Origin of the sequence: Pseudomonas sp. WS 5412, assembly GCF_012985615.1 — a bacterium.
In the GTDB taxonomy this organism is placed as follows: Bacteria; Pseudomonadota; Gammaproteobacteria; order Pseudomonadales; family Pseudomonadaceae; genus Aquipseudomonas; species Aquipseudomonas shahriarae.
The window spans coordinates 61,752-80,259 of record NZ_JAARMB010000021.1; the positions used below are offsets into that span (position 1 = coordinate 61,752).

An 18,508-nucleotide genomic window follows, 5' to 3' on the forward strand; every position below is an offset into this window, starting at 1 on the left:
CCAAACCCAGCCCCTGCCTCACCACCCCGCGCGTTGCGTTGGGCGGTCGCCGGTTCGGTGATCGTGATGATCGCCGCCGGCGGCCTGTTCTACTACGCCGCGCAATTGGCCGCCGCCAAGCGCCAGGTCAATCACAACGAAATCGCCGTGATCATCCACGCCCACGCCTGCGAACCCAACGCCCTGACCGTACCGGCGGGCCGTGCGAGTTTTCGCATCATCAACCGTTCGGATCGCGCGGTGGAGTGGGAAATCCTTGACGGCGTGCTGGTGGTCGAAGAGCGCGAAAACATTGCGCCGGGCTTGAGCCAGGTGATCAACGCCAACCTGCTGCCGGGCGACTACGCCATCACCTGCGGCCTGTTGAGCAACCCACGCGGCACCCTGCATGTAACCCCGACGGCCGAGTCTGACGCCCAGGCCAAAGCCAAGCCCTCGATGGTGGCCTTTATCGGCCCGCTGTCGGAATTTCGCGTGTACCTGAGCAGCCAGGGTGGCGCTTTGATCAAGGCCGTCAGCGCCCTTGAACAAGCGATTTCCGCCGGCGACCTGGCCCAGGCCCAGGCCCTGTACCTGCCGGCTCGCGAGGCTTACCAACGACTGGCCCCGGCGGCCCAGCGCCTGGCCGAGCAGGACAACGCGATCAATGCCCGCGCCGATTACTTCGAGAACCGTGAACAAGACCCAGCCTTCAGCGGCTTCCATCGCCTGGAATATGGCCTGTTCGAGCAGCACACTCTCGGCGACCTGACACCGATTGCCCAGCGTCTGCTGGCCGATGTCACCACCCTCAAGCAACAGTTGTTGGCGCAGTCGCTGCCGCCCGAGCAACTGGTAAGCATCCTGGTGCGCAACCTCAACAGCCTGGCCGACGTGCGCGCCGCCAGTGGCGAAGAGGAGCGCTACAGCCACCTCGACCTCAACGGTTTTGCCGCCAACCTGACGGTGACGCGCAAGGTGGTGGACCTGATGCGGCCGCTGTTGACCAAGTCCGCCGCCGACCTGCTGCCGGGAATTGATAGCGCGATCAACGCCTTCGCCGCGCAACTCGACGACTTGCAGGTCGATGGCCATTACCGCAGCTACAACCGCGTTACCGCCGCTCAGCGCCAGCTGATCGCCGACAAGGCCAAGGCTCTGGCCGCCGCACTCGATGGAATCGACCCAGCCCTTGGCCTCTCCGGCCTTAAGTGAAGACGACCAAACACATGAGTGATTCACCACAGTTCAACGCCCAACGCCGCCGTGTGTTGCTCGGGATGGCCGCCACCGGCGCCGCGATTGCCGGCAGCAGCCTCAGTTGCCCGGCAATGGCAGCCGGCGCAGCCCAGGTCACCACCGCGCCCAGCAGCGAAAAAACCCAGGACCACCAGGCCTTCCACGGCAAGCACCAGAGCGGCATCGTCACCCCCCGCCCGGCCTGCGGCATGCTGGTAGCGTTCGACGTCCTGGCCAGCGACCGCGAAGACCTGGAGCGCCTGTTTCGCACCCTCAACCAGCGCATCCGTTTTTTGATGACCGGCGGCAGCGTGCCGCAAGTCGACCCGAAACTGCCGCCCAGCGACTCCGGGATCCTCGGCCCGGTGGTCAGCCCGGATAACCTGACCATCACCGTATCGGTGGGTGAATCGCTGTTCGACGAGCGTTTCGGCCTGGCCGCCGCCAAACCCAAGCGCCTGATCCGCATGGTCGGCTTCCCCAACGACGCCCTGGAACCGGCGCAGTGCCACGGTGATTTGAGCCTGCAGTTCAGCTCCAACACCCCCGACACCAATATCCACGCCCTGCGCGATATCGTGAAAAACCTGCCGGACCTGCTGCTGGTACGCTGGAAACAGGAAGGCAGCGTACCGCCCCAGGCCCCTGCCCGTGCCGGGCAACCGGCGCAGAGCGCACGCAACTTCCTGGGCTTTCGCGATGGCTCGGCCAACCCCGACTCCAACGACACCAAAACCATGGACCAACTGGTCTGGGTCCAGCCCGGCAGTGACGAGCCCGCGTGGGCCGCCCATGGCAGCTACCAGGCGGTGCGGATCATCCGCAATTTCGTCGAACGCTGGGACCGCACGCCCTTGCAGGAGCAGGAAAGCATCATCGGTCGGATCAAGACCAGCGGCGCGCCCATGGACGGTCACAGCGAAGCCCAGGTGCCCAACTACAGCAAGGATCCGGCCGGCAAACTGACCAAGCTCGATGCCCATATCCGCCTGGCCAACCCGCGCACGGCCGCGACCCAGGCCAACCTGATCCTGCGTCGGCCATTCAACTACTCCAACGGCGTCAACAAGAACGGCCAGCTGGACATGGGCCTGTTGTTTATCTGCTATCAGGCGGACCTGGAGAAAGGCTTTATCAGCGTACAAACCCGGCTCAATGGCGAGCCCCTGGAGGAATACCTCAAGCCAGTGGGCGGCGGGTATTTCTTCACCTTGCCGGGCGCCACCGGGCCGCAGGATTTCATCGGCCGAACCTTGCTGCACAGCACTGCCAAGACCTAACCCTCCACAGCGGAAACCGCCCTATGAACATGTCGTCTCTTGCGTTGTTATTGAGCCTTTCTCCGCTCGCGGCCTTTGCCGCGCCGGCGCCCCTGGATCTGGTGGGCCCGGTGTCGGACTACAAGATCTATGTCACCGACAAGATCGAGGAACTGGTGACCCAGACCCAAGCCTTCACCGACGCGGTGAAAAAAGGTGACCTGGCCACCGCGAAAAAACTCTACGCACCCACCCGCGTTTACTACGAATCCATCGAGCCCATCGCCGAGCTGTTCAGCGACCTCGATGCATCGATCGACTCACGGGTCGACGACCACGAAAAAGGTGTGAAAGCCGAAGACTTCACCGGCTTCCACCGCATTGAATACAGCCTGTTTGCCGAAAACACTACCCAGGGCCTGGGCACCCTTGCCGACGGCTTGAACACGGACGTCAAGGATCTGCAAACCCGCGTTGCCGGTCTGACCTTCCCGCCGGAAAAAGTCGTCGGCGGCGCTGCCGCATTGCTCGAAGAAGTGGCCGCCACGAAGATTTCCGGCGAAGAAGACCGCTACAGCCACACCGACCTGTATGACTTCCAGGGCAATATCGACGGAGCGAAGAAGATCGTCGACCTGTTCCGTGGGCAGATCGAACAGCAGGACAAGGCGTTTTTGGCCAAGGTCGACAAGAACTTCGCCACGGTGAACACCATCCTGGCCAAATACAAAACTGCCGATGGCGGCTTTGAAACCTACGACAAGGTCAAGGAAAGCGACCGCAAGGCCCTGGTGGGCCCGGTCAACACCCTGGCCGAAGACCTGTCGACCCTGCGTGGCAAACTGGGTTTGAACTGACACCTCAACGCTAGCGGCTCTGAGCCTGACCCACCGCCATCGCGGGCAAGCCTGCTCCCACAGGGGTCTCAGCGAGCAGAAAATGTTCGCCACACCACAAATCAAATGTGGGGGCTCAAAGGTGCAGAAAATGTTCGCCACACCACAATCAAATGTGGGAGCTGGCTTGCCTGCGATGGCGGTGATTCAATCACCGACCATAGTGACTGAAGCACCGCCATCGCAAGCAAGCCCACTCCCACAGCTGTAGATCCCTATCATCCGGGTTAATCGCGCTGTGCGTTTAACCGTCTTACCTATAACGTTCCATAGATTCCCACTCACGGAAGATTTCCCATGCCTCATTCGGCCACCCGCCTTGATGCCGCCCCGCCCACTCCCTTCAACCTGCGCCCCCTGCTGCTGGCCAATATGGCCTGCACCATGGCGATGATGGCGTTTGTCTCGCTGATCGGCCCCATCGCCCGGGTGCTGGGGCTGGCGACCTGGCAGGCCGGCGCGGCGGTGACGGTGTCCGGTGTGATCTGGATGCTTTTGGCGCGGCCCTGGGGCCAGGCCAGTGATCGCCTGGGTCGGCGGCGCGTGCTGTTGCTGGGCACCGGGGGCTTCACCCTGGCCTATTGGGCCCTGTGCGTGTTTATCGACGCCTCCCTGCAACTGCTGCCCTCGGCGATGCTGGCATTTATCGGGCTGGTGCTCGGGCGCGGGTTGATCGGGGTGTTTTACGCGGCGATCCCAGTGGGGGGCTATGCGCTGATCGCGGACAATATCGAGCCGGCCCATCGCGCCAAGGCCATGGCCTCGCTGGGGGCGGCCAACGCCTGTGGCCTGGTGTTGGGCCCGGCGATTGCCGCGCTGCTGGCCCGCCACAGCCTGAGCCTGCCGTTTTATGTGATGGCGCTGCTGCCGATGCTCGGGTTTCTGGTGTTGCTGATGAAGCTGCCGCGCCAGGAATTGCACCTCAAACAACCGCCCAAGGCCGTCAACCTCTCGGACCCACGCTTGCGCCGGCCATTGGTCGTGGCCTTTGCGGCGATGCTCTGCGTGTCGATTGCCCAGATCACGGTGGGCTTTTTTGCCCTGGATCGCCTGCAGATGAACCCCGCCGACGCTGCACAAACCGCCGGGATCGCCCTGACCATGGTCGGCCTGGCCTTGATCTGCTCGCAATTGCTGGTGCGCAAGCTGGAATGGCCACCCCTGCGGCTGATCCGCGTCGGCGCGCTTGTTTCGGCCCTGGGGTTTGCCGGGAGCATGTTCGCCGATACGGCGTGGATCCTATGGCTGTGTTTCTTCGTCTCGGCGGCCGGCATGGGCTGGATCTTCCCATCGTTCGCCGCCCTGGCGGCCAACGCGGTGGACGCCTCGGAACAAGGCGCCACTGCCGGATCGGTGGGGGCGGCGCAAGGGTTGGGCGTGGTAGTCGGGCCACTGGCCGGGACCCTGATCTATGCCGTCGAACCGCGGCTACCCTACCTGGTCGCCGCTGCCCTGCTGTTGCTCATTGCACTCTGGCCGGCACCGCGCCACTAGAGGATCCGGTAAAGCAAGCGCTCGACTCGGACGCGACTGACCCGGCGCAGGAACTTGCCGACGGCTTCAGGGTAATCCACCAGTGTCTGCAACTGCTGGTAGCCCTGGATCCGCGTGGCGTGCTGGAAAATGTCCTCCAGCTCGCGGCGCCGTGGCGCCAACCACTGGCCCTGGGGATCGTCGATCAGCAGGGCGTTTTCCAGGTCCAGGCGAAAGGCCCGGGGGTTGAGGTTATTGCCGGTGAGCAAGGTATAGCGTTCGTCGACCCACATGCCCTTGAGGTGATAGGTGTTATCCCCGTCGCGCCACAGGTGCAGGTTGAGTTGGCCACTGTCGATCATGCGCTGGTGGCGCTTGGCAAAGCGGCGCAGGCTGATTTCGTAGAGATACGGCAGCGCGGCGATGATTTTGAAAGGCTCGCTGGGCGGGATGTAGAAGTCGTTGGCGGTCTTGTCGCCGACGATGATGTCGATCTTCACCCCACGGGCCAGGGCCCGGTTGATTTCCCGGGTCACCGGCAGTGGCAGGTTGAAATACGGGGTGCAGATGGTCAACTGCCGCTGGGCACTGGCGATCAGCTCGCAGATCACCCGGCTCAGCGGGTTGTTCTTGCCCACTCCCAACAACGGGCTGACCGACAACCCACCAATCCCAGCCTGGCCGGCCGTGGTGTCATAGGTCGCGTGCTTGAGCCGGCTGCGCAGGTCGCCGATGTCATTGCGCAGGCTGCGGGTGGTGGGCAGGTTGGGCAGGTCCAGGCGGTGTACCGCCTTGGCCGCCACCAGGCCGTGTTCCACCAGGTGCTGCATGGAGTCGGCCAATGGCTTGTTGTGGATCAGGTGATAGCGGTCGAAGCGGTATTTATCGAACTTGTGCAGATACACATTGTTCAGGCTGGCGCCGCTGTACAGCACCCTGTCGTCGATCACGAAGCCCTTCAGATGCAGCACGCCAAACAGCTCGCGGGTCTGCACCGCAACCCCATACACCGGCACATGTGTCGGATGTGACTGAGTCATTGCCTGGTACCAGGCGCTGTTGCCCGGCTGCTTGCCCGCACCGATCAACCCGCGCTGGGCACGCAGCCAATCCACCATCACCACGATATCCAGTTCGGGCCGTGCGGCCTTGGCGGCGTGCAGCGCGTCAAACACCTCCTGGCCCGCTTCGTCCTGTTGCAGGTACAACGCGACGATGTAGATGCGGTGTTGGGCCTGGGCGATTTGCTCCAGCAGGCAGCGGCGAAACTCGGCAGCGCCGGACAGCACCTCAATCGCGTCGGTGGCCAGGGGGAAACCGCGCAACTTGGGCAACAGGGAACGTTTGAATAACGACGGCATAGGGCTCGCAATGATCGAATCCGAAGAGCCCGAGAGCTTACACCATGGGGGTCCTCAGGTCTGCCCACTGGCCACTGAAAATAATTGATTGACCAAGAAGAACGATCGTTCTACTGTTTGCAGCATGAACAATATGACCAGCAGTGAAACCCGCGACATTATTCTGGACGTCACCGAAAAGTTGATCTATCGGCACGGCATTGCGGCCACCGGTATGGATCTGTTGGTGAAAACCGCCGGCGTCTCCAGGAAAAGTATCTACCGCTACTTTGCCAATAAGGACGAACTGGTGATCGCCGCCCTGCAGCGGCGCGATGAGCGCTGGTTGCAGTGGCTGCGCAGCGAGGTCGAGCAATACGCCGGCAGCGGCGCCCGCTTGCTCGGCGTGTTCAGCGCTCTGAAGACCTGGTTCGGCTCTGCGGACTTTCGCGGCTGCGCCTTTATCAACACCAGCGGCGAAACCGGTAACCCGCAAGACCCGGTACGTTTACTGGCCAAGGCACACAAACAGAAACTGTTCGAGTATTTGCTTGAACTGTGCGAGGCACATGGCACCCCGGCCCCGGAGCAGCAGGCCGCGCAACTGCTGATCCTGGTCGATGGCGCCATTACCATCGCCCTGATCATGGGCGATGTCACCGCCGCTGATAATGCGCAATGCATGGCGCAGAACTTATTGGCACTTTGAAAGTTGTACGGGTTTAACAACTAACGATCCAAAGGAGCAGTCAAATGACCGCCAATGCACACGTGCGTCCGCCCTTACCGCCCTTTACCGAGCAATCGGCCATTGAAAAGATCCGTCTCGCCGAAGACGGCTGGAACTCCCGTGACCCGCAACGCGTGTCGCTGGCCTACACCCTGGACACCCAGTGGCGGAACCGCGCCGAATTCGCCCATAACCGCGAGCAGGCCAAGGACTTCCTGACGCGCAAATGGGCCAGGGAACTGGACTACCGCTTGATCAAGGAGTTGTGGGCGTTTACCGGCAACCGCATCGCGGTGCGTTATGCCTATGAATGGCACGACGATTCCGGCAACTGGTTCCGCTCCTACGGCAACGAGAACTGGGAGTTCGACCAGGACGGTCTGATGTCCAATCGGCATGCGTGCATCAATGACATGCCGATCAAGGAAAGCGAACGCAAGTTCCACTGGCCGCTGGGACGGCGCCCGGATGATCATCCGGGGCTGTCCGAACTGGGGCTGTAACCTTGTAGGAGCCGGGGGGCGTCCAGTCCTTGCCGGCTCCTGCAATGCCCGTCAATCCTGCTTCAACCCCACCTGATACAACACGCCATCCTCCTCATCCGTGAGTATGTACAGGAAACCATCCGGGCCCTGGCGTACATCGCGGATACGCGCCTTCAGTTCGCCCAGCAGGCGCTCTTCGTGGATCACCTTGTCGCCCTCGAACTGCAGGCGAATCAGTTCCTGGCTGGCCAGGGCGCCGATAAACAGGTTGTGCTGCCAGGCTTTGAAGCGGTCAGCGTCGTAGAACGCCATGCCGCTGATGGCCGGTGACTTTTCCCACACATGATGGGGGCCGACCGTGCCTTCGGCTGTCTTGCCACGGGCCTCGGGAATCGGCAGCAAGGAATAGTTGATGCCGTGGGTCGCCAGGGGCCAGCCATAGTTCTTGCCACGTTCGATGATATTGATTTCATCGCCGCCACGCGGGCCGTGTTCGTTTTCCCAGAGGGTGCCAGTCCACGGGTTCAGCGCCGCGCCCTGGGGGTTGCGCTGGCCATAGGACCAAATCTCCGGCCGCGCTCCCGGCTGGCCGACAAACGGGTTGTCATCCGGCACGCGGCCATCCGGGTAGATGCGCACCACCTTGCCTTGCAGCTTGTCCAGGTCCTGAGCCGTGGGCCGATCGTTGTTCTCGCCCAGGGTCACAAACAGGTAGCCATCTCGGTCAAACACCAGGCGCGAGCCAAAGTGATTACCGGTAGAGAGCTTGGGCTCCTGGCGCAGGATCACCTGGAAGTCCTTGAGGCCGCTCAAGTCATCGCTCAAACGGCCACGGCCTACCGCAGTGCCGGCCGTACCGCCCTTGCCGCCACCTTCGGCGTAGGACAGGTAGACCAGGCGGTCTTCCTTGAAATCCGGTGACACCACCACATCCAGCAAACCGCCCTGCCCTTTGGCCCAGACCTGCGGCACGCCACTCAACGGCGCCGATAATTTGCCATCACTGCTCACATAGCGCAGCGCGCCCGGCCGCTCGGTGACCAGGAAACCTTGCTTGTCGGGCAAAAACGCCACCGCCCAGGGATGGTCCAGGCCTTTGACAATCGGGGTCGCGGTGAGGCTGCCTTGCTCGCTGGGGAACTGGCGGGTCTCGGCGGCCAATGCGGGCAGCGCGCTTGCCAGGGCGGCAGCGCAGCAGGTCGCTAAAAGGGTTTTGCGTAGAAACATACGTGGGGTTCCTTGCGTTCAGGGCCGGCGATTGCCATTGGCATCTTGTGTCGGGGCTGAAGGTTGGGTGGCAGGGCGTGTGGGCGCTGCATCACGTTGCGGATAGCGATTGCCGATACCGCCGTTTTCCAGGGTCGGCGGCCGCGGTACCGGCGCGGTGTAGGTACCGCGGGCGGCGGGCGTATTGGGCTGGGTGCCCTGCATGCTATTGGGATTGGCCCGCTTGATCGGGCTGTTATACGGGTTGTTGTTGCCGGGCAGGTTTTGCGCCTGCAACCCGCCACTCAAGGCAAGGCCCAGGGCCAGTACTGCAAGGCTGCGTGTACGGCTGTTCATGACAAAACCTCTATAGGGCGAGGAATACCTGCATTCGATAACACGCTACGCCCTGGGTTCGGATTTGGTAACTAAATACTTTCCAGGCAGGTGTAACACGGCTTTTCGAATGCCCCTGTGCCAACCGGCCGACAGCCGAAACTTTTGCCAGCGGCTGCAGGTCACCTGAAGACCATTCCCCATCAGGAAGCACGGCTATGCCACGGGCAATATGGAAAGGCGCAATCAGCTTCGGCTTGGTACACATCCCCGTGTCGCTGGTCTCGGCCACCTCGGCCCAGGGCGTGGATTTCGACTGGCTGGACAAACGCAGCATGGACCCCGTGGGCTATAAGCGCATCAACAAGACCACCGGCAAGGAGGACACCAAGGACAACATCGTTGGCCGTTGCGCTGTTCATGACACAGCAACTGCCGGAGCGTTTTACCGCCACCAGCGGCCCCAAAAACCGCATCGGCAAGATCTTTATCGACTACCTGCGCAATGGCCGCGGTGCCAGCACCGTCGCCGCCTATTCGGTACGTGCCCGCCCGGGGCTGCCGGTTTCCGTGCCAATCAGCCGAGATGAACTCGACAGCCTGCGCAGCGCCCAGCAATGGAATGTGACGAATTTGCAGGCGCGCTTAAACAGCCTGAAAGCCGATCCCTGGGCGGGTTATGCCAACCGCCAGCGGCTCAGCAAGAAGATGTGGCAGAAGCTGGGGGCCCAGCCGCCTGAATAGAGCCCCCCGGTGGCAAGGGGGCTGATGCTCAGATCAGGATAAAAATCACTGCCAAACCGGCAAAGATCGCCCACTTTTCCAGGTAATAGCGGGTGCGGTTACGCTTTTTCAGCTCCTTGCCCCGCAAGCGGATCTTGTACAGGCGGGTGAAGGCGCGGTTCAAGCCACCGGTCTTGTCCCCGGCATCATTGGGTGAGCCGGCGGCCGCCATGACGTTGCGGCTGAACCAGCGATTGAATGCAGCCGCCCAACGATATTTCATCGGCCGCTCGATATCGCAGAACAGAATGATGCGGTTTTGCGCCGTGGTGTTTTCGGCGTAGTGGATGTAGGTCTCATCGAACATCACCGCCTCGCCGTCACGCCAGTAATAATTCTCACCGTCCACGTTGATGTAGCAGCCTGGATCGTTGGGCGTATCCAGCCCCAGGTGGTAGCGATAGGAGCCAGCATAAGGATCGCGATGGCGGACCAGCCTGGAACCTGGCGGCAGTTCGGCAAACATCGCCGCCTTGATCGAACCGATACTTTGCACCAGCTCGGTAGTGCGCGGGCACAGCTTCATGGCCGAGGGGTGACTGTCGCCGTACCACTTGAGGTAGAAACGCTTCCAGCCCGATTTGAAAAACGAGTTGAAGCCCACGTCGTTGTATTGGTCGGAGCGCTTGATCTCGCCGGCGCGCATCAGGTTCTGGCCTTCCTCGCGGATCTCCTGCCAATGCTCCTGGAGCGGGCTCAGGTCGGGGAAGTCACTGGGGGCAAGGTACGGCCGGCCGGGCAGCTTGGAGAACAGGTAAAGGAAGCAATTGACCGGGGCGAGGAAGGTGGAGTGGTCGCTTAATTGACGGCCCAGCTTATGTCGCACCCGGCCACGCAGATGGACATACGCAATGGACGCAACGTACAGAGCAACAATAATGAGTTTCACGGGAATTCGTCACATATCAGAAGAGTACAGGCTGCTCCGCCAGGCCCTACCGGGCTGGGGATGGAAAATGCAGCACCTGAAATCACAATTCATTAACAGACCCACGACCGTCTTGGAGACAATTCGGATAGTGGCCAATGGCAGTTATTTTAGCCATAGTTTGTAACCAAAGGTTAACTAAGAATTGTGAAAAGGTGTCTTCCGACTGTATAGCCGCGCCACCTCGAACGGGCGGTGGCGGGAGTGCCGGGCTGCGACGCAGCCCGGGAAAGGTCCGGTGTGACTCAGCCCAATGGCGAGTCATCCTTGCGTTCACGCCGGGTAAAGCGGTCATCGTGCAGGCCTGAATAGGCCACAGTCTGGCGCCGCGTCAGGACCAGATGGCGAGCCAGCGCAACGAACATCCCCAGCAGCAAGCCGACTGCCAGGCTCAATGCAACCACCAGGACTTTTTTCGGTTTGATCGGGCTCAGCGGCTCTTGCGCGCGCCGGTCAATGGTCACCAGTTTCAACGCACTCATATCAATATTCAGGCCACGCAGGCGTGCCACTTCAGCACGCAAGGGCTCGACGTCCTGTAGGAAAATATCTTCATTGCCCCGCCGCTTCATGACTTCGACTTGGCGATTGACCTCCAGCAGTTGCAGCTCCTTGCCGATTTCCGCAACACGGCTATTGGTGAAGTCGTCATTGGTACGCTGCTGCAGGGCCGTACGCTCGGCTTCCAGGGCATCGGTGCCGAGGAAGTACAGGGGAATCTGCTGGTTATTGACCTCGGTACGCATCACCTGACTGGAGCCACTACGCCCGGCATCGGCCATGGACGAAGGTGTGGTCGGGTTCTTGATGCCCATGGACTTGGCAATCGAGATCGCTTCATTCAACTCTGCCAGGCGGTTGGAACGCTGCATTTTCATCTGCAGGCGCAAGGCACTGAGTTCATCTTCCAGCTGTGCGCGTTTGAGCTTGTCGCCCTCCAGCAGCTTGGCGATCTTCGATTCCTTGTCGGTTTCATAATTGGAGCGCGCCGCGTCAATCTTGCCCTTGAGCTCGGTAAGGCGGTTGTTGACGATCACCTTGAGGTCGGCGCCCACCTGCTCACGCTCTGCGGCAATGGCGTAATCAACAAAGCCGTTGAGAATCGCCACCCCGTCAATGTCCGTGGGGTATTGCAGTTCAAGACGAATATAGCTGCTCAGGGAGTCGGATTTTTTCGGATCGGGCAGGATCAGCTTGATCGAGTTACGGTTGAACGCTTCGAAACTCTGTTCAAGGCTGCGCCCTGGCTCCTGAAACGCCTGGAACAACGCGGGGTTGGCCTTGAAGAAGCTCAGTCGTGCGTCATACGAATCCAGTTGCGCGCCGACTTTGGCCAGTGCGTCCGCTGGTGGCAATTTGTAGACTTCGGAGCGATTGAGGGCATCCAGCTCATTGATAGCCGCCGGGCGCAGCACGCTGCTGACCTGATATTCACGGGGCGCCAGCAACGCATAGCCAACGCCAATCACGCCGGCAAACAGGGTACAACCGATGACCAGTTTCTTTTGTCGCCAGATTGAGTGGAACAGATCAAATAAATCAATTTCATCGGACACCACGGGGGCTTGCACCTGGGGAGCTCTGTTCAAAATGGGGACACCCTTCTAAAAGTGGACGCTGGCTGCCCACTACACGATAGATCTGAATAACCAACTGAAAATACAGGGACAACGCCCTGGATATAGCCAATACGACACGAGGCGACGGTTATCCGACCATTGCGTCACTGAAAAAATCCCTACCGCACTCAGATTGTTTTCCTTTAGAAAAAATAATGTCATATACGGCATTGATCAGCGTAGACGACATATCGGAAACCACCGCGCTCACGATATGTCAGAATCGCTTTAAATATCTGCTGGCAAAGGAAAAAAACCGACCGCAGCACAACTTTGGGAAATTTCCTGCAAAATCTTTTAACGGAACTTGCTACGGAGCATTTCTTGCTGTTGGCGGGCCCGCCATTTACATGTCGCATCAAAAAGGATTTTTTACATGCCCTCGTCCCCTTCCCGCTCCACGCCGTGCCCGACCGAAAAGGATAAACAAGCCCTGCAAGGCACCTGGGAACAAATCGCCCTGGAAGACAGCGGCATCGCCAACCCACCGGATGAACACAGTGCGCCCGGTGCGCTGACCACAATCGAGGGGGATCAGTTTCGGGTCATGACCCAAGATGGCGAGGTATTACTGCAGGGCAGTTTTACCCTGGACGCCAGCACCACGCCCAAGAGCATCACCTGGATCGACGCCATCGGTGCCGACGCCGGAAAGCACCTGCCCGCCAGTTACACCCTGGATGATGAGCGCTTTGTGTTTATCGCGGCGGATGAAGGCATGCCCCGGCCGACGCGTTTCAGTACGACGCCAGGGCAGACAATGCGCACTTTCGTACGCCGGTCATGAACGGATGAGGGGCATTCGTTTTTGCGACAGGATTTTCACGAAGTATTCACGTTTGGCGCGCTAGGTTAGACCCAACTCCTCAGATGAATCCCTTGGCCCGCCGCCCCAGCGGGCCTTTTTTTGCCTTCAGGCCGGGCGCTTGACGGCGGTCAGGGTGTAGCACATCGGCAGTTGCGCCGGTTGGTTCTCGTACTGGTCGTAGAGCTCTTCGCGATTGGAGTGCGGGTACTCCTGCAGGTGGCTGATCTGCAAGCCTGCCGCGATGGCCGCGCTGACAACCTCGCCTAAGGTGTGCACGAACCAGTAAGACGCCGCGGCTGCGCTGTTACTCGGGCCTTCATAGACAATCGCCTCGTGCTGCACAAAAGGCTCGCGGCGAAAATATGAGGTGACCGGCAGCATCGGGTTCGGCGCTTCGGGGTCGAACACTTCCAGGATCGGATGAGTCTCGTAGATCACCAGCGTCCCGCCGTCTTTGAGGGTGCTGGCGACATGCCCCATGAACAGCCCGATATCCGGCATCCAATTCAACACCCCGATGGTGATCAGGGCGATATCAAAACGCCCCTGCAACCGCTCGGGCAAATGATGAATATCGGCTTCGATAAACTCGGGCGCATGGGGTGAGCGACTTGCCAGCTCCGCCGCCTGTGCCAGAAATGCATCGGACTGGTCGACCCCCGCCACACTGCTGGCGCCCAACCCATACAGCGACAGGCTTTCACGGCCGTTATTGCAACCCAGTTGCACGGCATCCCGCCCCTTGACGCCCACCTGCATTAACAGGGTGGTCAGGGTGGGATCCAGGCAGGAGAAATCAGGCGCGCCGACATCCGCGAGCAGGCTTTGCCAGTGCTCGGTAGCTTTGTGGTGTTCGGCGGATTCGTTCCAGGCGGCCTTGTTGCTGGCGATTGCCTGTTGAGCAGACAGCGTGTCCATTGCGTCTCCAAACCATTGAACGTGCGCACCACGATGGCGATGAGCGCCGTCAAGAAAACAGAAGGGAGTTCGCCCCGCACCGACAGCCTCGCCATCCTTGAACCGGTAAAGAGCCATCACTGCAGGGCGAACGCTGGAAACTTAATCCACGGTCATTGGATGTTCAACTGTTAACAAACACAGATCGGACGGTCGATACAGTTTCGATACAACTCGATGCTTTTTGTAAAAATTTCCGCAAAAAAAAGACAAACCAGGCACTTCCAGCGGCCCGACACGCCTGCCTGTCATATAACTCACGCCGCACATATGCGACAATGCGCGCCAAATTCCAACATACACCCCATATTTTCTGCTCGGCGACTGGGCTTCACGCCTTGATGTCGCTGTTGACGCATGCCCGTTGGCCCGGGCTCCGAATGGGTCCCGGCCCAAATAAGCGCACCCCAAGCTATTGATAGGTAAAGTAATTGATCTCCACAGCTAACATCACCATGCAGTTCGGCGCCAAGCCGCTGTTTGAGAACGTCTCGGTCAAGTTCGGCGCCGGTAACCGTTATGGTTTGATCGGTGCCAACGGTTGCGGCAAGTCGACCTTCATGAAAATCCTCGGTGGCGACCTCGACCCGTCCGGCGGCCAGGTCATGCTGGAGCCGAACGTGCGCCTGGGTAAGCTGCGCCAGGATCAGTTCGCCTACGAAGAATTCAATGTCATCGACACCGTGATCATGGGTCACGAAGAGCTGTGGAAGGTCAAAGCCGAGCGCGATCGCATCTACTCGCTGCCGGAAATGAGCGAAGAAGACGGCATGGCCGTGGCCGAGCTGGAAACCGAGTTCGCCGAAATGGACGGCTACACCGCCGAATCCCGTGCCGGTGAACTGCTGCTGGGCCTGGGTATCGGCATCGAGCAGCACTTCGGCCCGATGAGCGAAGTGTCTCCAGGCTGGAAGCTGCGCGTATTGCTGGCCCAGGCGCTGTTCTCGGATCCGGAAGTGCTGCTGCTCGACGAACCGACGAACCACCTGGACATCAACACCATTCGTTGGCTGGAAAACATCCTGACCCAGCGTAACAGCCTGATGATCATCATCTCTCACGACCGTCACTTCCTGAACAGCGTGTGCACCCACATGGCTGACCTGGACTACGGCGAGCTGCGCCTGTTCCCGGGCAACTACGACGAGTACATGACCGTGGCGACCCAGTCCCGCGAGCAGTTGCTGTCGGACAACGCCAAGAAGAAAGCGCAGATCTCCGAACTGCAATCGTTCGTCAGCCGCTTCTCGGCCAACGCCTCGAAAGCCAAGCAGGCCACTTCCCGCGCCAAGGCGATCGACAAGATCCAACTGGCCGAAGTCAAGCCTTCGAGCCGTGTGAGCCCGTTCATCCGTTTCGAACAGACCAAGAAACTGCACCGCCAGGCGGTCATCGTCGAGCGCATGGCCAAAGGCTTTGACGGCAAGACCCTGTTCAAGGACTTCAGCTTCCAGGTTGAAGCCGGCGAGCGCGTGGCGATCATCGGCCCGAACGGTATCGGCAAGACCACCCTGCTGCGCACCCTGGTCAACGAACTGACCCCGGACGCCGGTAGCGTGAAGTGGACCGATGCGGCCGAACTGGGCTACTACGCCCAAGACCACGCCCACGACTTCGAAGACGACGTCACCCTGTTCGACTGGATGGGCCAGTGGGCCCAGGGCGAACAAGTGATCCGCGGCACCCTGGGCCGCATGCTGTTCTCCAACGATGAGATCCTCAAGTCGGTCAAGGTCATCTCCGGTGGTGAGCAAGGTCGCATGCTGTTCGGCAAGCTGATCCTGCAAAAGCCCAACGTGCTGGTCATGGACGAACCGACCAACCACTTGGACATGGAATCCATCGAGGCGCTGAACCTGGCGCTGGAAAACTATCCGGGCACGCTGATCTTCGTCAGCCACGACCGTGAGTTCGTATCGTCCCTGGCCACCCGCATCATCGAGCTGAGCCCAAGCGGCGTGATCGACTTCAGCGGCACCTATGACGACTACCTGCGTAGCCAGGGCGTGGTGTTTTAAGGGTCGCCAATAGCGGTTAGCCACACGCTGCAAGTAAAAGCCCCGTCAGCAGTGACGGGGCTTTTTGCATTTCCAGGCTCGACCAACGGCGCGTCAGGGCCGATGATTGTTAGCCTGCTTCCTTTTCTTCCACGCCCTTGCCATGATGCGTTCACCGCCCTGCCGCGAATGAGCCTCCATGCCAGCCGCCCCCAGCTCCCTGTCGATCACCCTGCAGATCGTCTCCATCGTCTTCTATACCTTTATCGCGTTTATCTGCATTGGCCTGCCGATTGCGGTGATCCCCGGCTATGTCCATGAACAACTGGGTTTCAGCGCCGTGGTGGCCGGCGTAACCATCGGTTCACAGTACCTGGCCACCCTCCTCAGCCGCCCCATGGCCGGGCGCATGTCGGACAACGTCGGCACCAAGCGCGCGATCGTGCTGGGCTTGAGCGGTATTCTGCTCAGCGGTGTCTTGACGTTTTTTGCCACGCTGCTGCACAGCCTGCCCAGCCTGAGCCTGGGGATTCTGCTGGTCGGTCGCGTGTTGCTGGGCGTGGCCCAGGGCCTGATCGGTGTCGGCACCATCAGTTGGTGCATGGGCCAGGTCGGCGCCGAACACACCGCGCGCTCGATCTCCTGGAACGGCATCGCCTCCTATGGCGCCATCGCCATTGGCGCGCCGCTGGGCGTGGTGATGGTTGCGCAATACGGTTACAACAGCCTCGGTCCCGCGCTGGCCGTGCTGGCAGCCCTGGGCCTGGTGCTGATCCGCAAAAAACCCTCGGTGCCGGTGGTGCGCGGCGAGCGCCTGCCGTTCTGGGCGGTGTTCGGGCGGATCGCGCCGTTTGGTGCCAGCCTGTGCCTGGCGTCCATTGGCTACGGCACCCTGACCACCTTCATTGCCCTGTTCTACCTCAATCGCGGCTGGACCGGCGCCGCCTGGTGCCTGACGGTGTTTGGCATCTGCTTTATCCTCTCGCGCCTGCTGTTTATCTCGAGCATCAGCCGTTTTGGCGGGTTTCGCGCGGCGATTGCCTGCATGACCCTGGAAACCCTCGGCCTGACCCTGCTGTGGCTCGCGCCCTCGCCCGCCATTGCCCTGATCGGCGCCGGCCTCACCGGGTTTGGCTTGTCGTTGGTGTACCCGGCACTGGGCGTCGAAGCCATCAAACAGGTGCCCAACAGCAGCCGGGGCGCCGGGCTGAGTGCCTATGCGGTGTTTTTTGACCTGGCGCTGGCGATTGCCGGACCGCTGATGGGTGCGGTGGCGTTGAACTTGGGCTACTCGTGGATTTTCTTTTGCGCGGCGCTACTGTCCGTCACGGGCCTGGGCCTGACCTGGCTGCTGATGCGCCGGGCCTACTGATCCGCAGTCTGTATCCCGGCCCGCGAGTGCTGGCCGAGGGTGCGCCCGAAAAAACGCCCGGCCTCGGAGATCAGGTCGCGGTGAATACCCTCGCGGTCCACCCCATCGGCATCGGTACAAAGCGCCGGCATCAGCGCCAGTTGCTCGTCATCGCAAGGGGCCATGAAAATAAAGTGCCCAGCCCCGGCCAACAGTTTGAAATCCGGCGGCTGTGGCAGCTTGCGCGCCAGGGCGGCGGCGTTTTTATCCACGGCTACCAGCTTGTCGCCATCGCCGCTGTACAGCAGCACCGGCACATGCACGTCGCCCAGGGTCTGACGACCGAACATCAGGCTGAGCGGCGCCATCAGCATCAACGCGTGGATCCGTGGGTCGGCCTGGGGTTGCAGGTCATCGCGGTCGACCACCAGCTCACCCTTAGAGGTACAGGCGTCGCGGTCTTCAGGACGCTCCTGGCAATAGCGGCGCAAACGCTCGAAATCCGGCTTGGCCCCGGCCAGGATCAGCGCCGTCTCGCCGCCCGCCGAATAGCCAATCACCCCTACCTGGCCCACGTTGACGAACGGCGACAGCATCGGGTCGCCCAGGGTCGCGGTAATCGCCGCAGAAATCTGGATCGGCCGGCCATACAGGTTACTCAAGGTACCCAGGCGGCTGTGGTCCTTATAGTTGTCGCCCGGGTGCAGCACGGCGACCACCACAAACCCCTTGCGCGCCAGCGACGTCGCCAGGTCGTGCAAAGCCAGGGGCGTGCCGGTGTTGCCATGGGACAGCATCAGCAACGGGAAGCGGCCGATGGCGACCTTGGCGTCCTCGGCGGCGGCGACGCGATACGCCCCCACCTGACTGAGATGTTCATCACCCGTGGACGGATAAAACGCGATGGCTTTCATCGGCTGCGAATCCAGCGGGTCAAGAAAGCTCATGCGGTGATAGCCCACGCTCCAATGGGGGTGCGGGGCGACAGCGGCGTGCACTGAAACGAGGCCGCCGAGCAGGGAAACCAGCAAGACTGCACAAAGACGCATCATGGGGATGTCCACCTGTGCTGGGTGACGCCTGCAGGCCGATGCAGCCTCGGGCGGTATGACCCGGTGTTGC

At 61.0% G+C, this 18,508-nt stretch carries 17 protein-coding genes and 2 pseudogenes; 11 read left to right on the forward strand and 8 right to left on the reverse strand.

Going from position 1 to position 18,508, the window contains the following annotated elements; all coding sequences use genetic code 11:
• Positions 1–66 precede the first annotated feature (66 nt).
• The 4 genes from efeO (HBR94_RS23145) (at position 67) to HBR94_RS23160 (ending at position 4,867) form a co-directional block, all read left to right on the forward strand.
• Positions 67–1,194, forward strand: a complete 1,128-nt coding sequence (efeO, locus tag HBR94_RS23145; protein WP_262383421.1) for an iron uptake system protein EfeO — start codon at positions 67–69, stop codon at positions 1,192–1,194.
• A gap of 14 nt (positions 1,195–1,208) precedes the next feature.
• On the forward strand, positions 1,209–2,498 hold the full coding sequence (gene efeB / locus HBR94_RS23150) for an iron uptake transporter deferrochelatase/peroxidase subunit (RefSeq protein WP_170045607.1): 1,290 nt from the start codon (positions 1,209–1,211) through the stop codon (positions 2,496–2,498).
• A gap of 23 nt (positions 2,499–2,521) precedes the next feature.
• The gene (gene efeO / locus HBR94_RS23155) at positions 2,522–3,334 is read left to right on the forward strand and encodes an iron uptake system protein EfeO (RefSeq protein ID WP_115128161.1); all 813 of its coding nucleotides are present in this window, start codon (positions 2,522–2,524) and stop codon (positions 3,332–3,334) included.
• A 336-nt stretch (positions 3,335–3,670) separates the two neighbouring features.
• Positions 3,671–4,867 carry an MFS transporter gene (locus HBR94_RS23160; RefSeq protein WP_057444795.1) on the forward strand — a complete coding sequence of 399 codons (1,197 nt, stop codon included), beginning with the start codon at positions 3,671–3,673 and terminating at the stop codon, positions 4,865–4,867.
• On the opposite strand, the gene pssA is transcribed toward HBR94_RS23160, so the two are convergent.
• Positions 4,864–6,207 carry a CDP-diacylglycerol--serine O-phosphatidyltransferase gene (gene pssA, locus HBR94_RS23165; RefSeq protein WP_170045608.1) on the reverse strand — a complete coding sequence of 448 codons (1,344 nt, stop codon included), beginning with the start codon at positions 6,205–6,207 and terminating at the stop codon, positions 4,864–4,866. The two genes, HBR94_RS23160 and pssA, sit on opposite strands and share 4 nt — an antisense overlap.
• Positions 6,208–6,331: 124 nt before the next feature.
• Between pssA and HBR94_RS23170 the strand changes: the two genes are divergently transcribed.
• Entirely contained in the window at positions 6,332–6,895 is a 564-nt protein-coding gene (locus HBR94_RS23170; RefSeq protein ID WP_057440110.1) for a TetR/AcrR family transcriptional regulator, read from the forward strand.
• Between the two features lie 44 nt (positions 6,896–6,939).
• Positions 6,940–7,419 (forward strand): nuclear transport factor 2 family protein, encoded by a 480-nt coding sequence (locus tag HBR94_RS23175; RefSeq protein WP_057440109.1) that lies wholly within the window; start codon positions 6,940–6,942, stop codon positions 7,417–7,419.
• A 51-nt stretch (positions 7,420–7,470) separates the two neighbouring features.
• On the opposite strand, the gene HBR94_RS23180 is transcribed toward HBR94_RS23175, so the two are convergent.
• The 3 genes from HBR94_RS23180 to HBR94_RS28795 are packed head-to-tail and all read right to left on the reverse strand — an operon-like array spanning position 7,471 to position 9,280.
• The gene (locus tag HBR94_RS23180) at positions 7,471–8,628 is read right to left on the reverse strand and encodes a PQQ-dependent sugar dehydrogenase (RefSeq protein WP_170045609.1); all 1,158 of its coding nucleotides are present in this window, start codon (positions 8,626–8,628) and stop codon (positions 7,471–7,473) included.
• 18 nt (positions 8,629–8,646) lie between these two features.
• Positions 8,647–8,964, reverse strand: a complete 318-nt coding sequence (locus HBR94_RS23185) for a hypothetical protein (RefSeq protein ID WP_169961018.1) — start codon at positions 8,962–8,964, stop codon at positions 8,647–8,649.
• A 10-nt stretch (positions 8,965–8,974) separates the two neighbouring features.
• Positions 8,975–9,280: a hypothetical protein gene (locus HBR94_RS28795; RefSeq protein WP_233096761.1), complete on the reverse strand. Its 306-nt coding sequence runs from the start codon at positions 9,278–9,280 to the stop codon at positions 8,975–8,977.
• Here HBR94_RS28795 and HBR94_RS23190 point away from each other — a divergent pair.
• A pseudogene (locus tag HBR94_RS23190) lies at positions 9,216–9,347 on the forward strand (Ku protein); the annotation flags it as partial. The gene HBR94_RS28795 and the pseudogene HBR94_RS23190 sit on opposite strands and share 65 nt — an antisense overlap.
• A gap of 1 nt (position 9,348) precedes the next feature.
• Positions 9,349–9,687 (forward strand): annotated as a pseudogene (ligD, locus tag HBR94_RS23195) (ATP-dependent DNA ligase); the annotation flags it as partial.
• Positions 9,688–9,715: 28 nt separating this feature from the next.
• Here the strand turns inward: ligD and lpxO are convergent.
• Positions 9,716–10,615 (reverse strand): lipid A hydroxylase LpxO, encoded by a 900-nt coding sequence (lpxO, locus tag HBR94_RS23200; RefSeq protein WP_057440106.1) that lies wholly within the window; start codon positions 10,613–10,615, stop codon positions 9,716–9,718.
• A gap of 284 nt (positions 10,616–10,899) precedes the next feature.
• Positions 10,900–12,243, reverse strand: coding sequence for a Wzz/FepE/Etk N-terminal domain-containing protein (locus tag HBR94_RS23205; protein WP_170045610.1), 1,344 nt, complete (start codon positions 12,241–12,243; stop codon positions 10,900–10,902).
• A gap of 406 nt (positions 12,244–12,649) precedes the next feature.
• Here HBR94_RS23205 and HBR94_RS23210 point away from each other — a divergent pair, with 406 nt between their 5' ends.
• Complete coding sequence (locus tag HBR94_RS23210; protein ID WP_115128154.1) at positions 12,650–13,060, forward strand: TIGR03067 domain-containing protein; 411 nt, start codon at positions 12,650–12,652, stop codon at positions 13,058–13,060.
• Between the two features lie 126 nt (positions 13,061–13,186).
• Here the strand turns inward: HBR94_RS23210 and HBR94_RS23215 are convergent, their stop codons facing one another.
• Positions 13,187–13,999 carry a class I SAM-dependent methyltransferase gene (locus tag HBR94_RS23215; protein WP_170045611.1) on the reverse strand — a complete coding sequence of 271 codons (813 nt, stop codon included), beginning with the start codon at positions 13,997–13,999 and terminating at the stop codon, positions 13,187–13,189.
• A gap of 470 nt (positions 14,000–14,469) precedes the next feature.
• On the opposite strand from HBR94_RS23215, the gene HBR94_RS23220 reads away from it, so the two are divergent.
• Together HBR94_RS23220 and HBR94_RS23225 are read left to right on the forward strand one after the other, a co-directional pair.
• Positions 14,470–16,056 carry an ABC-F family ATPase gene (locus HBR94_RS23220; protein ID WP_071610063.1) on the forward strand — a complete coding sequence of 529 codons (1,587 nt, stop codon included), beginning with the start codon at positions 14,470–14,472 and terminating at the stop codon, positions 16,054–16,056.
• A gap of 178 nt (positions 16,057–16,234) precedes the next feature.
• Positions 16,235–17,407, forward strand: coding sequence for an MFS transporter (locus HBR94_RS23225; protein WP_115128153.1), 1,173 nt, complete (start codon positions 16,235–16,237; stop codon positions 17,405–17,407).
• Here the strand turns inward: HBR94_RS23225 and HBR94_RS23230 are convergent.
• The gene (locus HBR94_RS23230; RefSeq protein ID WP_128593702.1) at positions 17,401–18,438 is read right to left on the reverse strand and encodes a dienelactone hydrolase; all 1,038 of its coding nucleotides are present in this window, start codon (positions 18,436–18,438) and stop codon (positions 17,401–17,403) included. The genes HBR94_RS23225 and HBR94_RS23230 overlap by 7 nt on opposite strands.
• Between the last annotated feature and the right edge of the window lie 70 nt (positions 18,439–18,508).

Bases quoted from the DNA above. Each gene is read 5' to 3' on its own strand.
- efeO (WP_262383421.1), top strand. From the start codon at position 67: ATGATCGCCGCCGGCGGCCTGTTCTACTACGCCGCGCAATTGGCCGCC.
- efeB (WP_170045607.1), top strand. From the start codon at position 1,209: ATGAGTGATTCACCACAGTTCAACGCCCAACGCCGCCGTGTGTTGCTC.
- efeO (WP_115128161.1), top strand. From the start codon at position 2,522: ATGAACATGTCGTCTCTTGCGTTGTTATTGAGCCTTTCTCCGCTCGCG.
- HBR94_RS23160 (WP_057444795.1), top strand. From the start codon at position 3,671: ATGCCTCATTCGGCCACCCGCCTTGATGCCGCCCCGCCCACTCCCTTC.
- pssA (WP_170045608.1), bottom strand. From the start codon at position 6,207: ATGCCGTCGTTATTCAAACGTTCCCTGTTGCCCAAGTTGCGCGGTTTC.
- HBR94_RS23170 (WP_057440110.1), top strand. From the start codon at position 6,332: ATGAACAATATGACCAGCAGTGAAACCCGCGACATTATTCTGGACGTC.
- HBR94_RS23175 (WP_057440109.1), top strand. From the start codon at position 6,940: ATGACCGCCAATGCACACGTGCGTCCGCCCTTACCGCCCTTTACCGAG.
- HBR94_RS23180 (WP_170045609.1), bottom strand. From the start codon at position 8,628: ATGTTTCTACGCAAAACCCTTTTAGCGACCTGCTGCGCTGCCGCCCTG.
- HBR94_RS23185 (WP_169961018.1), bottom strand. From the start codon at position 8,964: ATGAACAGCCGTACACGCAGCCTTGCAGTACTGGCCCTGGGCCTTGCC.
- HBR94_RS28795 (WP_233096761.1), bottom strand. From the start codon at position 9,280: ATGCTGCGTTTGTCCAGCCAGTCGAAATCCACGCCCTGGGCCGAGGTG.
- HBR94_RS23210 (WP_115128154.1), top strand. From the start codon at position 12,650: ATGCCCTCGTCCCCTTCCCGCTCCACGCCGTGCCCGACCGAAAAGGAT.
- HBR94_RS23215 (WP_170045611.1), bottom strand. From the start codon at position 13,999: ATGGACACGCTGTCTGCTCAACAGGCAATCGCCAGCAACAAGGCCGCC.
- HBR94_RS23225 (WP_115128153.1), top strand. From the start codon at position 16,235: ATGCCAGCCGCCCCCAGCTCCCTGTCGATCACCCTGCAGATCGTCTCC.
- HBR94_RS23230 (WP_128593702.1), bottom strand. From the start codon at position 18,438: ATGATGCGTCTTTGTGCAGTCTTGCTGGTTTCCCTGCTCGGCGGCCTC.